Origin of the sequence: Corynebacterium sp., from assembly GCF_052107835.1 — a bacterium.
Lineage (GTDB): Bacteria > Actinomycetota > Actinomycetes > Mycobacteriales > Mycobacteriaceae > Corynebacterium.
On the sequence record NZ_JBQEDF010000072.1, the window covers coordinates 1 to 13,622 of the forward strand.

Sequence of the window (13,622 nt, forward strand, 5' to 3'; positions counted from 1 at the left end):
TCCTGTGGCAGCACCTGTTCTGGTTCTTCGGGCACCCCGAGGTCTACGTCCTGGCACTACCGTTCTGGGGGATCGTCTCGGAGATCTTCCCCGTGTTCAGCCGTAAGCCGGTCTTCGGCTACATCGGGCTGATCTTCGCCAGCCTCGCGGTGGCGGCCCTGTCGCTGGCGGTGTGGGCGCACCACATGTTCGTCACCGGTTCCGTCCTGCTGCCGTTCTTCTCGATGATGACCTTCCTGATCGCCGTGCCGACGGGCATGAAGTTCTTCAACTGGTTGGGCACGATGTGGAAGGGAAGACTGACGTTCGAGACGCCGATGGTCTTCGCCCTCGGATTCTTCGCCACGTTCCTCTTCGGTGGCCTGACCGGTGTGATGCTGGCGTCACCGTCGCTGGATTTCCACCTGTCGGACACCTATTTCGTGGTGGCCCACTTCCACTACACACTGTTCGGGACCGTGGTGTTCTCGGCGTACGCGGGGATCTACTTCTGGTTCCCGAAGATGACAGGCCGCATGCTGGACAACCGGCTCGGCAAGTGGCATTTCTGGCTGACCTTCATCGGCTTCCACATGACCTTCCTGGTGCAGCACTGGCTGGGCAACATGGGTATGCCGCGGCGCTACGCCGACTACCTCGACAGTGACGGTTTCACCCTGCTCAACCAGGTCTCCACGATCGGCGCGCTGACACTGGGGGTCTCCGTGCTGCCGTTCATCTGGAACGTCTTCAAGTCCTGGCGCTACGGCGAGGTAGTCACCGTCGACGACCCGTGGGGCTACGGCAACTCGCTGGAGTGGGCGACGTCCTGCCCACCCCCGCAGCACAATTTCACCGCGCTGCCGAAGGTTCGTTCGGAGCGTCCCGCCTTCGAGCTGCACTACCCGCACATGGTCAAGACCGCGCGCGAGGAAGCGCACGTGGGATGGCACTTCTAGGACGGCTCCGGGAAAAGGGCGTGTCCGTGCGGGTCAGGAGCCGAAGGAGGAACCGGTGACGTCGGAGACGGCGGAGCCGAAGGCGTCGGAGGAACCGTCCTCGACGCCGAGGCTGCCGGCGACCGATCCGATGACGTCGCCGACGGTCTGGTCGCCACCGTTGGCCAGGTCGATGATGTCGAGGACGGTGCTCGGGGAGACATTGCCCGCAGTGAGGTTGGCGAGAACCGTCGCGATGCGCTCCCAGTCGGCCTCGGCCAGGGAGGAGGCGATGTCCTCGAGGCTGACGTCCTCGGGCAGTGAGCCCTCGGTGCCGTCCTCCGGCAGGTCCCCGCCGTTCTCGTCGTCGCCGGGCTCCTCGGGCTCAGCCGGGGTCCCGGTGTCGTCGGAGCTGGAGATGGAACCGGCGGGTGCGTCCCCCGCCTCATCGGCGACGGCGGCCGGGGCGAAGGCCAGGGCGGGGGTCAGGGCGACGGCGGCGATGCCGACTCGGGTGAGGGTGGTGCGGCGCGTGTTGCGCATGGTGGATCCTTACTCGTGAGGGGACAAGTTGTCGTTTGCCGGCCCGCCGGCGGAGTTCCTCCGGTGGGGAGGGTGCCGGGGCTCTTCGGAGAGTCAGGGCCTGCAACGCCCACGAGTGTAGGGGCCGTACCCACCGGGGTCGAGGAAAATGTGCGGATGTTTCCATAATGGGGGTGAACGCCGGAGGGGGTATCGCCGCTTTGCCGCCCACCATTGACTTTCCGGTCACCGGACGGTGAAGTGGACCGGGGATATCCACGAGAGGTTGGTGCACGCAGGTGTCGGAAACAGTTGCTCCACAGGTGTCACCGGTGTTCGAGGACTACCTCACCGCCGTCTTCAAATCGGGGGAGTGGGACGACACCGCCACCACGAGTGACCTCGCCGCCCTGCTGGGGGTCACCGCGTCCACCGTCTCGGCGACGCTGAAGAAGCTTGCCCGCGAGGGATTCCTGGACTACGAGCCTTACGGCCGGTTCAGCCTGACCGACACCGGACGCGGCGTCGCGCTCGGCGTGCTGCGGCGCCGGCGCATCATCGAGACCTACCTCGCCGAGAAGCTCGACCTCCGTCCGGACGAGGTCCACGACGAGGCCGACCGGCTGGAGCACGCCGTGTCGCCACGGGTGCTGGAGCAGATGTTCATCGCGGTGGGCCAGCCGTCCTTCGACCCGCACGGCGATCCGATCCCGGACGCGGACGGCGTGATGCCGGGGAAGCGGACCATTGGGCTGCTGGACATGCCCCTGGAGGACGCCGCCACCTGGCGGGTCGCCCGGGTCCGCGACAGTGACCCGGCCGTCGTCCGCTACCTCGCCGGGCACGGGATCGTGTTCCGGGCGGACATCCGGTTGATTGCGCGGATGCCCCAGGTCGGGACGGTCACCGTGGACGTCGACGGCCGTGTCCTCGACCTGCCGGAGGCGGTCGCCTCGGCGGTGAAGGTGCGGAAAGCCTAGAGCTCGTTGCCCCGCGGCACGGTGTCGCAGTTGTTGGTGGCGGGCTTGCCGTTGAAGCGGCCCTCCAGCCACAGGTAACCCTCGATGAGCCATGGTGCCCCGGCGATGACGTGGCTGGCGTACGGGTACTCGCGGTACTCGATCGGGGCACCGGCCTCGCAGTACTGGCGCACGATCGTGCGGACGTCGCGGGAGACCATGATGCCGTCGCCCGGGCCGTGCTCCCCGTGCGCCGGGGTGCCCTCGATGAAGCCGCCCGCCCCCTGGAAGATGAACATCGGGACGGTCGGGCTGGACCAGTTGCCCATGTTGATGTCCTCGATGACGGTCTTGACCTCGGGGACGTCCTGCGGGGTCGGGTACTCCGGCTTGGCGATCTGCGACCAGGTCAGGCCCGGGTAGCGGGCCATCGCCTCGACGATGGACAGCTCGGACATGTCGTCCAGCGCCTTGCGGCCGTACTCGGTGAGGTAGTCGTCGACGTCGATGTCGTAGGCCTTGACCAGTGCGGCCAGGGCCAGGCCGACCACGCCGGACCAGATGATCCCGTCCCCGGCGTACTCCAGGTTGCTCACCGGGTTGATCAGCATGCCGCCCTGCGCCACGCCGATCACACGGTCCTCGAGCTCGGGCGCGTACTCCTTGAGATGGATCGCCGCCCAGTTGCTGGCGATCGAGCCGCCGGAGTAGCCGAGCAGGCCGATGTCGTCCGACTCCTTCACCGGGGAGGACGCCGCGGTCGTCGCCGCACGCAGTGAGTCCAGCGTGGCGTAGCCGTAGCCGGGGCCCGCGGCGAAGTTGACGTCCGCGCCCTCGGTGTCGGCGAGGACGACGGGGTGTCCGGCGAGCAGGGCGGGGGCGACGATCGCGGTTTCGACGGCGGGCAGCAGGCTGCCGAGGCTCAGGTTGCCGGCGATGGCGCGGGACGGATTGTCGGCCGGGTTCGAGGAGTCGTAGATCGACTGGTAGGACACCACATTGCCGTCGGAGCCTCCGGGTGGGTGGATCACCGAGGTGGCGTTGGCCTCGATCTCCCCGCGCACGTTGGTGGTGGCGTAGAGCAGCTGGGTGACCTTCAGCGGAGTGGGGATGGTGGCGACGTGGTAGTCGAGTGTCCGTTCGCGCAGGACGGTGCCGGGTGCGGTTTCCTGGAGGTTCACGTCCTCCGGCGCGGTGTAGAACGCGGGGTCGTCGTTGACGTTCTCGTGCGCCATGAGGGGGCGCACCCCCTCCCAGAAGTCCCCGACGGCCTCGGTCTGCGGGCTGAGTTCCCCGGTGGAGGTGTCGTGTCCGAGCCCGGGCAGGGGTGCCCTGATCCCGAAGGAGGGGTCGTGGACGCTGCTGGACTGCGCCCCTGCGGCCGGTGCGGTCACGCCGGCCACGGCGAGGGCGGTGGCCAGGAGGGTGGCGAGGGGGATGGCGCGGAGCCGTGAGGTGCGGGTCATGGGTACATAGTATTCCGGGAATAATATTCCCGGGTGGAAATGACCCGGATCCTGCAGGGGATCCGCCGAAGCGGTTGCGGTGCGCGGCGGGTCCCGTAGAGTCAGGAAGGCGGCAGAAGTGGCGTGAGTCACATTTACCACTTGCGACCCTCCTGCACCACAAGAACCAGAGACCTCTCCCGTAACACCAACTTCCTCCAGGACCCTCACCATGAAGAAGCCCAGAAAAAACCGCCCCGGCACGAACACCCGGAAAACACTCGCCGCGTCCTGCACCACGGCACTCACCCTCGCGGCGCTGACCGTGCCCACCGGCCTCACCGCCGGAACCGCCGCCGCAGAACCACGCATCACCCCGGACGGCTGCGAACAGATCGGCCAGACGGACGCCCTGCGATGCTCCACCCACTCCGATGCCATGGACCGCGAGATATCGGTGCTGGTCAGGCCGTCGCTGACGCCAGACAACCCGGACGTCGCCACGTTCCTGGACGGCGCGAACAACAGCGGCTCCAACGGCTGGCTCAGCACCCTCAAGACGCACGAGGAGTTCCCCGACGAGGACAAGACCTTCGTCTACCCCGTCATGGACTCCTGGACGTGGACCCAGGACTACGACAGCCTCGACGATGTCCAGTTCGAGACCTTCGTCGCCGAGGAGCTGCCCGCCTACCTGGAGGAATCCTTCGACATTCCCGACGGAGGACGCGGCACCACCGGCATCGCCGGCCTGAGCTCCGGTGCGTACGGCGCGATGAACCTCGCCGCGAAGTACCCCGACCAGTACAACGCGGTCTGGGCGCTCAGCGGGCTCTACGACCCGGGCAAGCCGCTGCAGAACTTCGTGGTGGACTACACGTCCCGCGAGCGCAGCGACTACGGCGAGGGTCCGTGGGACTCCGACGAGAGTGTCGCCGAGAACAACCCCACCCTGAACCTGGACAACCTGACGATGCCGGTGCTCGTCAACTCGGCGAGTGGCATCCCGAACCTCAACAACCTGGGTCCGGACCCGGTGGCGGTGATCACCGAGGGAGCCCCCTACGAGTTCGGGTCGATGGTCTTCACCCGCGAGCTCGAGGCGCAGACCACCCTGAAGGGTATGGACAACTTCCAGTACCGCTACGACATCATCGGTGCGCACGACTGGGACACCTGGATCCGGGCCGCGCTGGACGACGGCGGGGTGGAGCGGTTCTTCGACGCCATGGACGACCCGTCCAACCCGGGCGGGACGGACGGTTCGTCATCGGGTAGTTCGGGCAGCACCAGCGGCTCGAGCGTGTCGAGCGGACCGGGGGCATCGTCATGAGGCGCGGTATCCTGCCGGTCCTGACCGCGGCGGCGGTCGCGGCGGCGACCATCACCCCGGCTGCCGCCCAGACGACTCCGCCAGCGGAGTGCGAGGAGTTCGGCAGCACGGACGCCTACCGCTGCCAGGTGCATTCCGCGGCGATGGACCGTGACATCCCGGTGATCGTGCGTCCGGCGCTGACCGAGGGCAACCCGAACGTCGCCCAGTTCATCGACGGCGCGAACTCCACCTCAGTGAATACGTGGGTGACCGGCGCGGACGCGCTGGACGAGCTCGCCGAGGAGGACTACACGCTGGTCTTCCCCTCGATGGACGGCTTCACCTGGTCGCTGGACTGGGACGAGCAGGACGAGGTGAAGTACGAGACCTTCATGACGTCCGAACTGCCCGACTTCATCGAGGAGGGCTTCGACGTGCCCGACGGTGGACGCGGTTCCACCGGTGTCACGGGTCTGAGCTCCGGTGGCTACGGTGCGATGAACCTGGCGTCCAAGCACCCTGACCTGTACAGCTCCGTGTACGCGATGAGCGGCATCTACGACCCGGGTGCTCCTGTGCAGCGTTTCGTGATCGACTCGACCTCCACCGACCGAAGCGACTACGGCCGCGGACCGTGGACGAACGACGACTCGGTGGCGGAGAACAACCCCACGCTGAACATCGACAATCTGACGATGCCGGTGCTGGTGTCCGCCGCGAGTGGCGTCCCGAATCTCGCGGGCGACCTGGGGCCGGACGCCATCGCGACGATTCTCAACGGCACCGTGTACGAGGCAGGCTCGTTCATCTTCACCAAGGAGTTCCAGACACGGGCGGCGCTGGCGGGGAGGGACAACATCGAGTTCCGCTACGATTCCGTCGGCGCGCACACCTGGGACACCTGGGAGCGCGCTGCCTTCGAGCAGGGCAACGTGAAGACGTTCCTGGACCGCATCGACGGCGGGGGAGACCTGCCGGGCGGTCCGGTGGGATCGGACGTGACCGGATCTGGTTCTACAACGGACTCGGGTGGTTCGTCGGGTTCGTCCGGATCGTCGGAGGGCTCGTGACCGGGAGCACGCTGTCGGTGTGACCACTGTCGGTGGGGAACCACGGGCGGTCGTCGCGGGCCAGGATGACCGCGCCGTCGATGTCACCGAACGCCGCGATGACTCTGCGGCCCGGGTCGCCGAAGCCATAGGGCAGGTCGTCGTTCTCCTCGATCTCGGAGGAGGCCACGGCCACATCGGCGACACCGAGCCCGACCTCGGCGACGCCGAGGAACTGGCCGGGGAAGCTCTCCACGCTGTCACCCCCGGTCGGACGTTCGGTGTGCTCGATGAGTTCCAGCACCGAGTTCTCCGGGCCGGCGAAGTAGATCGACCGGCTCGGCCAGTTGCCTCCGCGGTCGATGACGGAGGTGGTGCCGCCGCCGTCCGGATCCTCCGCCCGGAGTAGGGGGGTGCCGGTGACCTCGACGGTCCAGGCCCCGGCGTCCTTCACGGTGCCGGCGGGGATGGCGAAGGCCAGGTGGTGGCCGCGGGAGGTGTCCCGGTCGGCGGCCGCGTCCTGCACGAAGGACAGCTGGGTCCAACCGAGCGTGACGGTGTGGCCGGCGGAGGGGAGACCGAGCGTGGAGGACATCCAGGTGGTCCACCGGTCGGGGTCGTTCACGGGCAGGTCGATTGCGCGGAACTTCATGGCTCCCCAGTGTAGGAGGATGCCGGACGAATCGCTGTGGCTCGTGTTATCGCATGTCATCGTATGTGTACAGCTGTGGCTGATGATGTGGCCGTTTGCTGTGAATCGTGGCTTTCCCCTCGCCCCGAAGGTCACAATTTTGTTACGGTTCCCCAGGAACAGGAGGAACCGAGAACCGTGAAACACCGTAAGAAGCAGACGCATTCAAGAAAAATACTGACCGCACTTGCCGCCGCCGTGGGGCTCGGCGCGTCCCTGGTGGCCGCGCCGACCGCTGCAGCGGATCCCCCGGGCTGTGACCCGTACCGCGACGGGGCGCTGAAGTGCCAGGTGTTCTCGCCGTCGATGGACCGCGATTTCGAGGTGATCGTGCGCCCCGCGCAGACACCCGGGAACCCGAAGGTCGCGCAGTTCATCGACGGCGCGAACTCCGGGGAGACCAACGGCTGGGTCACCGCCGGCGGCGCGCTCGAGGCCATGGCGGGGGAGGACGCGACGCTGGTCTTCCCGGCGATGGACCCGTGGAGCTGGGTACAGGACTGGGACGGCGTGCCCGCCGCACAGTTCGAGACCTTCATGAGCCAGGAACTGCCCGGCTACCTGGAGCAGGCCTTCGGCGTGCCCAATGGAGGCCGCGGATCCACCGGCGTGACCGGCCTGAGCTCCGGCGCGTACGGCGCGATGAACCTGGCGTCGAAGCACCCGGACATCTACAGCTCGGTGTACGCGCTGAGCGGGCTGTACGATCCCGGGATGCCGGTGCAGCGTGCGGTGATCGACGGGACGTCCATGGTGAACAGCGGGCACGACGAGATCCCGTGGGCCAATGAGGGCCGCCGGGTGGAGAACAACCCGACGCTGAACATCGACAACCTGAACATGCCGGTGATCGTCAGTGCGTCGACCGGGATCACGAACTTCGGCGGCGACCTGGGCCCGGACCCGATCGCTACCGTGGTGAAGGGCGGTCCGTTCGAGGCCGGGACGATGGTGATGACCGCGGAGTTCCAGGCCCGTGCCGCACTGGCGGGCAAGGACAACATCGAGTTCAACTACGACATCATCGGCTCGCATGCCTGGGACACCTGGCGCCGCGCGTCCTTCGAGCACGGCAACATGTACCGGTTCATGGACCGGATCTAGGCTCCGTTCCTCCCGCTGCTGAGCTGGGCACTGGGCGGAGCATCGCGGCATCGCGGCACCCAGGGTCGGTCTGATGGGGGTCAGACCAACTCTGGGTGCCGCGATGCTGTTGTGGGTGTCGTTGGTGAGTGGGGAACTGAGTGCGCGGGGACGGTTCGGCGTCAGTGATCGGTCACCGTAGTTCTCTGACGGTGTCACTGACCTACAGTGACTGTTCGCAGTGGCGAGAACCGGTGGTGAAGTAGGCGGGTATGCGGGGGATGCAGTGACGGGAACTGTGTGAGGGGAGGGGGGATAGGTGGGGGTGACTCAGGTCACCGTTGGGCTCAGCAGTTTTGCTTCATCTGGCACGTGACATGTTAATGTGCTCTCCATCACTTTTGGAGCATGAAGTAGAGGAGCTCATATGGGTATCGCCGCACTGGTGCTGTTCATTCTGGTGACGGTTGCCGTGAATGTCGTGCTGAAACGCGACATCGCCGAGGCGCTGCTCCTGGCGTTGCTGGCTGCAGCCCTGCTGGGAGGTACGGACGCACCACGGCTCCTGCTGGACGGAGTGACCACCGCCGCCCAATCGGATGTGACCTACGCCGGAGTCGCGTTCGTCTTCATGGGCGTGGTCGTCCAGGCCACCGGTCTCATCAACCGGCTGATCGCCATCCTGAACTCGGTATTTGGGCGACTCCGGGGCGGCGCGGCCTATGTCTCCACCCTCGGGTCGGCGATGATCGGCATGGTCGCGGGGAACACCGCGGGCAATGCGGCGACGGTGGGCTCGGTGACCATCCCCTGGATGAAGCAGACCGGATGGCCCAAAGCGCACGCCGCGTCCCTCGTTGCCGGCAACTCCGGACTCGGAGTCGCGCTCCCGCCGAACTCCACGATGTTCATCCTCATCGCCCTACCAGTGTCGGCCGGGGCTTCCTCGTCCAACGTGTACATCGCGCTGCTCACCGCCGGAATTTACGCGGTTCTCTACCGGCTGGGCGTCGTCTACCTGTGGACGCGGCGGCTCAGGATCCCGCCGACACCGATCGAGGACCGTGAGCCCTTCGGTCAGGCCGTCCGCGAAGGCTGGAAGTCGCCGCTGATCTTCTTCGGCATTCTGATCCCCGTCCTGTTGACCATCGGACCGCTGTCCAACTGGCTCGCCGAAGCCGGTCGGGTGGGCGAGGACGGCATCGGTTCGATCTCGATCATCGTCTGGGTACCGATCCTCATCACCCTGATCGCGGTGATGGAGGGCTTCAGTACGATCCGCCGGGACGTGTCGGCCTTCATGAAGAGCATCCGGGGGGAGGCGAAGCAGTTCTCCACCGTGGGAATCTCGCTGTTCGCTTCCCTGGCCGCGGCGAGCGTGATGGAGGACCTGGGAGTCGGTGACCAGCTCGCGGACTGGCTGACCGGCATGAACCTGGGCAAATGGGTGATGCTGCTGATCGTGATCATCGTGGTGGTCATCGTCGCCACCCCACTCTCGTCGACGGCAACGGCCGCGGCGATCGGTGCCCCGGCGATCGCCGCACTGACCTCGGTGGGCCTGGATCCGGTGCTGGCCATCATCGTGGTGCTGATGTGCACCGCGACCGAGGGTGCTTCCCCACCGATGGGTGCTCCGCTCTTCCTGGCCGCCGGCATGGCGGACGCGAAACCAATCAAGATGTTCATTCCCCTCGCCCTGTATTTCGTGCTGCCGATGATGGTGCTGGCCTGGCTCGTGGGCATGGAGATCCTTCCGATCTACGTACCGTCCTAAGAAGAAGAGAGGACAGAAGAGATGATGAATTCCCTGTTCCGGATCGTGGAAGTGCTGTTCTGGATATTCCTTGCCAGCCTGCTCCTGGGTGGTCTGGTGATCGTCGGAGGCCAGTTGGCGGGCGTTATCGCCCTCAATGAGTCGACGGTGGTCACCGTGTCCGAGGTGGCGGGCCCCTGGGCCTTCTCGAGTGCGACGCTGTGCGGTGTCTGTGCTTTCGTGCTGCGGTACAAGCCCGAGGACAAGTCCCGGTCCTAGCGGTGCACCACCCCGGGCGTCAGGGATCTACACGCCCCGCGTGTAGTGGTCCCACATGCGTTCCACCTCGTCCCCGGGAAGGTCCGGCATGGACTGGCGCAGCAGGAGTTTGCCGGTGATGGTGAGGTGTTCGCGCATGGATGCCCGGGCGATCTCTGCGCTGCCACGGCGGACAGCCTCGACGATGGGCTGATGCTCATCAATGATGTCCTGGAAGGAACGGGAGGTCCCGGCCGTGGATGCCCCGAGAATGCGGGTGTGCACGCGGAGCCGGTCGACCAGGTCGGCGCCACGGAGGGTGGCGCCGGTGGTCATGATCAGGCGGTGCAGGGCACGGTCGTGGGTGAAGAACCCCTCCTCGTTCTGCTCGTTGGCGCAGTGCCCCATCTTCGCGACGAGGCTGTCCGCCTCCGCTACCTGTTCGTCCGTGCGGTCCAGTGCCGCGCGGAATGCGGCGACGGGCTCGATGCCGAGCCGGATGGCGAAGATCTCCGCGACGTCGTTGGCGGTGGTCTCCACGATCCGGAAGCCGCGGTTCCTGGCGAACTCCACGAGACCAGCCTCTTCGAGCCGCAGTAGGGCATCCCGTACAGGCGAGCGGGAAATCCCGAGCTGGTCGCTGAGCTGGTACACACTGTGCCAGGAGCCAGGAGGCATTCTGCCGTCAATCACGGCTTCTCTCACGTGATCCATGACCTGGACGGTGAGGGACGGGGACTGCTTCATGCGTGCATTATTGCATGGTCAGAGCCATTGTCGTGTAACATGTTACTGACAACGACAGAGAAGCTGTCCCCGTGCGAAAAGGAGCCGTCCCATGTCCACGCCCCTGCAGTCCTCGCGGGCCCAGCGCCTGGACCCGGCGTCCTACGCGCGGGCGCCACGTGCGGAGATCCGGACGGACATGACCACCCGCGCCGCGTACAGCTCGGACGCCGGGATTTTCCGGCGCGTGCCCCGCGGTGTCGTGGAACCGGACAGCATTGAGGGCGTCCGCCGGGCAGTACGTACCGCCCGGGACAAGGGATGGTCGATCGTCGGACGCGGGGGTGGCTCCTCCGTGGCGGGTAACGCCATCGGGAACGGGCTCGTCATCGACACCTCGACGCATTTCAACCGGATTCTGTCGATCGACCCCCAGGCCCGCGAGGCCGTGGTCGAGCCCGGGGTGATCTGCGATGATCTCCGCGCTGCCGCCGGGGTTCACGGCCTGACCTACGGGCCCGACCCGTCCACGCACTCCCGCTGCACCGTTGGTGGCATGGTCGCCAACAATGCCTGCGGTTCACATTCCGTGGCCTACGGAACGGCTGCCCAGAACCTCGTCGACATCACACTGATGTTGGCGGACGGCCGTGAGGTCACGGTTACTGCGGAGGGCTGCGATGACTCGGAGATCGACGCCCAGCTCCGCACCCTCCACGAAGAGAATGCGGAGATCATCGGGAAGGAACTCGGACGTTTCCCCCGCCAGGTCTCCGGCTACGGGCTGCACTACCTGGCCCACGACATGGCGAAGGCGATCGCCGGTTCGGAGGGGACGATCGGCATCATCACCCGGCTCACCGTGAAGCTGGTGCCGGTGCCCGCCGTGAAGGCCCTGAGCGTCCTCGCGTTCGAGACCGTGTACGGTGCTGCGGAGGCCGCGGCTGCCCTGCGTCTCCCGGGGGTCACCACGATCGAGGGGATGGGTGGGGATCTTCTGGATGCCCTACGCAGCAAGCAGGGGCAGGCCAATGCTGGCTCGAACCTTCCCGGCATCCGCAAGGGTATGGCCGCCGGCGGATGGCTGTACTGCGAGACGGTCGGCGACACGATGGAGGTGGCGCAGGAGGTTGCCGAACAGGTCGCCGCCACTGTCGAGACCATCGACACGGCCGTGGTGACCGACGCCGCGGAGATGCGGTCACTGTGGAGGATCCGTGAGTCCTCCGCAGGCACCGTGACCCGCCTGCCGGACGGTGGGGAAGCGTGGCCGAACTGGGAGGATTCCGCCGTCCCGCCGCAGAACCTGGCGTCCTACCTGCGGGACCTCTACGCTCTGATGGACCGCTACGGCCTGCGGGGGATCCCCTTCGGGCACTTCGGTGAAGGGTGCGTGCATGTCCGCATCAGCTTCGACTTCCAGAGCGACGAAGGAGTCGCCGCGTTCCGGTCGTTCATGGAGGAGGCCGCGGCGCTGGTGGCGTCCTACGGCGGGAGCCTGTCCGGGGAGCACGGCGACGGCCGGGCACGCTCCAGCCTGATGACGGAGATGTACTCGCCGGAGATGCTGGGGCTGTTCCAGCAGTTCAAGCTGGTTTTCGACCCCGACCGGGTGTTCAACCCCGGTGTGCTGGTGTGGCCGGACGAGGTCACCGAGGGTCTGCGCATGGACTCGAATCAGCGGCAGATCGAGATCACGCCGGTCCACAAGTTCAGCAAGGACAAGGGTGATTTCGTCAACGCGGTGAACCGGTGCGTGGGAGTGTCCGCGTGCCGCAGCGACGATGGCGGGATGTGCCCGTCGTTCCAGATCACCGGGGACGAGGTCCATTCCACCCGCGGTCGCGCGCGGATCCTCTCGGAGATGTTCCGTGGCGAGTCTGTGGCGGACGGCTACAAGTCCAAGGAGGTCGAGGAGGCGCTGGACCTGTGCCTGTCCTGCAAGGCGTGCGCCTCGGAATGTCCGGTGAACGTGGACATGGCCACGTACAAGGCGGAATTCCTCAACGAGCACTACAAGGGCAGGATCCGTCCCATGGCCCACTACCTGATGGGCTGGTTGCCGCTGCTGGGGCATGTGGCGCACAAGGTCCCGGTGCTGCCGCGGGTGGTGGACGCCGCGATGCACGCGCCGGGCATCTCGACGCTGATGGCGAAGCTGGGTGGGCTGGATACCTCGCGTCCGTTGATCAATTTCGCGCACAAGTCCCTGCAGAAGTGGTTCAAGGGACGTTCGGACGGTTCGGCGCAGTCGGGCGAAAGACGGGGCACTGTCGACCGCGGGACCGTGGTGCTGTGGCCGGACTCCTTCAACTCCTCGCTGGGGACCGGCCCCGCACAGGCCGCGGTGGAGGTGCTGGAGGCGCTGGGCTTCACCGTGGAGATTCCGGACGGCTTCGTGTGCTGCGGGCTGACCTGGCACTCCACCGGCCAGTTGGGGATGACGCAGAAGGTGCTGTCCCACACGGCGAAGGTCATGCACCCGTACCTCGACCGTGGGCTGCCCGTGGTGGGTCTGGAACCGTCGTGCACGGTGATGCTGTCCGAGGAGGTCACGGAGCTGTCGGATGATCCGGATGTGGCCCGGCTGTCCCGGGCGACGCTGTCGTTCGAGGCGTTGGTGGCACCGGTGATCAAGGAGATGGTGGAGGCCGGCGAGATCGTCCCGGGCGACACGACGGCGTTGACGCAGGTGCACTGCCATGAGCGGTCCCTGGGTGATCCCTCTGATTCGTCGTCCCTGCTGGCGGCGCTGGGTGTGTCCGAGGAACAGATCGAGACCGGCTGCTGTGGCCTGGCGGGCAACTGGGGCTTCGAGAAGGGCCACGGGGAGATGTCGATGGCCCTGGGTGAGCGCGAGCTGTTCCCGAAGGTTCGTGAGACCACGGGCGAGGTCATCGC

At 66.6% G+C, this 13,622-nt stretch carries 12 protein-coding genes; 8 read left to right on the forward strand and 4 right to left on the reverse strand.

Annotated features, from left to right (window positions below):
• A partial coding sequence (locus tag ACTIL2_RS14000; protein WP_442338086.1) for a cytochrome c oxidase subunit I occupies nt 1–938 on the forward strand: 938 nt, incomplete at its 5' end.
• 33 nt (nt 939–971) lie between these two features.
• Here ACTIL2_RS14000 and ACTIL2_RS14005 read toward each other — a convergent pair.
• Nucleotides 972–1,460, reverse strand: a complete 489-nt coding sequence (locus ACTIL2_RS14005; protein WP_442338087.1) for a hypothetical protein — start codon at nt 1,458–1,460, stop codon at nt 972–974.
• Between the two features lie 278 nt (nt 1,461–1,738).
• On the opposite strand from ACTIL2_RS14005, the gene ACTIL2_RS14010 reads away from it, so the two are divergent.
• The gene (locus ACTIL2_RS14010) at nt 1,739–2,419 is read left to right on the forward strand and encodes a metal-dependent transcriptional regulator (RefSeq protein ID WP_442338088.1); all 681 of its coding nucleotides are present in this window, start codon (nt 1,739–1,741) and stop codon (nt 2,417–2,419) included.
• Here ACTIL2_RS14010 and ACTIL2_RS14015 read toward each other — a convergent pair.
• Nucleotides 2,416–3,864 carry a lipase family protein gene (locus ACTIL2_RS14015; RefSeq protein WP_442338089.1) on the reverse strand — a complete coding sequence of 483 codons (1,449 nt, stop codon included), beginning with the start codon at nt 3,862–3,864 and terminating at the stop codon, nt 2,416–2,418. The two genes, ACTIL2_RS14010 and ACTIL2_RS14015, sit on opposite strands and share 4 nt — an antisense overlap.
• A 211-nt stretch (nt 3,865–4,075) precedes the next feature.
• On the opposite strand from ACTIL2_RS14015, the gene ACTIL2_RS14020 reads away from it, so the two are divergent.
• Nucleotides 4,076–5,176 carry an alpha/beta hydrolase-fold protein gene (locus ACTIL2_RS14020; RefSeq protein ID WP_442338090.1) on the forward strand — a complete coding sequence of 367 codons (1,101 nt, stop codon included), beginning with the start codon at nt 4,076–4,078 and terminating at the stop codon, nt 5,174–5,176.
• A complete protein-coding gene (locus tag ACTIL2_RS14025) occupies nt 5,173–6,228 on the forward strand; it encodes an alpha/beta hydrolase (RefSeq protein ID WP_442338091.1) in 1,056 nt (351 codons plus the stop codon). Before ACTIL2_RS14020 ends, ACTIL2_RS14025 begins: the two co-directional genes overlap by 4 nt.
• Here ACTIL2_RS14025 and ACTIL2_RS14030 read toward each other — a convergent pair.
• Nucleotides 6,173–6,859, reverse strand: coding sequence for a hypothetical protein (locus ACTIL2_RS14030; RefSeq protein ID WP_442338092.1), 687 nt, complete (start codon nt 6,857–6,859; stop codon nt 6,173–6,175). The two genes, ACTIL2_RS14025 and ACTIL2_RS14030, sit on opposite strands and share 56 nt — an antisense overlap.
• Before the next feature lie 177 nt (nt 6,860–7,036).
• Between ACTIL2_RS14030 and ACTIL2_RS14035 the strand changes: the two genes are divergently transcribed.
• The 3 genes from ACTIL2_RS14035 (at nt 7,037) to ACTIL2_RS14045 (ending at nt 10,016) form a co-directional block, all read left to right on the forward strand.
• Entirely contained in the window at nt 7,037–8,002 is a 966-nt protein-coding gene (locus tag ACTIL2_RS14035; protein WP_442338093.1) for an alpha/beta hydrolase, read from the forward strand.
• A 406-nt stretch (nt 8,003–8,408) separates the two neighbouring features.
• Entirely contained in the window at nt 8,409–9,758 is a 1,350-nt protein-coding gene (locus ACTIL2_RS14040) for a TRAP transporter large permease subunit (RefSeq protein ID WP_442338094.1), read from the forward strand.
• 21 nt (nt 9,759–9,779) lie between these two features.
• The gene (locus ACTIL2_RS14045; RefSeq protein WP_442338095.1) at nt 9,780–10,016 is read left to right on the forward strand and encodes a hypothetical protein; all 237 of its coding nucleotides are present in this window, start codon (nt 9,780–9,782) and stop codon (nt 10,014–10,016) included.
• A gap of 27 nt (nt 10,017–10,043) precedes the next feature.
• On the opposite strand, the gene ACTIL2_RS14050 is transcribed toward ACTIL2_RS14045, so the two are convergent.
• Nucleotides 10,044–10,742 carry a GntR family transcriptional regulator gene (locus ACTIL2_RS14050; protein WP_442338096.1) on the reverse strand — a complete coding sequence of 233 codons (699 nt, stop codon included), beginning with the start codon at nt 10,740–10,742 and terminating at the stop codon, nt 10,044–10,046.
• A gap of 91 nt (nt 10,743–10,833) precedes the next feature.
• On the opposite strand from ACTIL2_RS14050, the gene ACTIL2_RS14055 reads away from it, so the two are divergent.
• On the forward strand, nt 10,834–13,622 hold a 2,789-nt coding region (locus ACTIL2_RS14055; RefSeq protein ID WP_442338097.1), incomplete at its 3' end, for an FAD-binding and (Fe-S)-binding domain-containing protein.

What these genes read in the sequence shown, in the direction of transcription:
- ACTIL2_RS14005 (WP_442338087.1), bottom strand. Translation starts at nt 1,460, where the DNA reads ATGCGCAACACGCGCCGCACCACCCTCACCCGAGTCGGCATCGCCGCC.
- ACTIL2_RS14015 (WP_442338089.1), bottom strand. Translation starts at nt 3,864, where the DNA reads ATGACCCGCACCTCACGGCTCCGCGCCATCCCCCTCGCCACCCTCCTG.
- ACTIL2_RS14020 (WP_442338090.1), top strand. Translation starts at nt 4,076, where the DNA reads ATGAAGAAGCCCAGAAAAAACCGCCCCGGCACGAACACCCGGAAAACA.
- ACTIL2_RS14025 (WP_442338091.1), top strand. Translation starts at nt 5,173, where the DNA reads ATGAGGCGCGGTATCCTGCCGGTCCTGACCGCGGCGGCGGTCGCGGCG.
- ACTIL2_RS14030 (WP_442338092.1), bottom strand. Translation starts at nt 6,859, where the DNA reads ATGAAGTTCCGCGCAATCGACCTGCCCGTGAACGACCCCGACCGGTGG.
- ACTIL2_RS14040 (WP_442338094.1), top strand. Translation starts at nt 8,409, where the DNA reads ATGGGTATCGCCGCACTGGTGCTGTTCATTCTGGTGACGGTTGCCGTG.
- ACTIL2_RS14045 (WP_442338095.1), top strand. Translation starts at nt 9,780, where the DNA reads ATGATGAATTCCCTGTTCCGGATCGTGGAAGTGCTGTTCTGGATATTC.
- ACTIL2_RS14050 (WP_442338096.1), bottom strand. Translation starts at nt 10,742, where the DNA reads ATGAAGCAGTCCCCGTCCCTCACCGTCCAGGTCATGGATCACGTGAGA.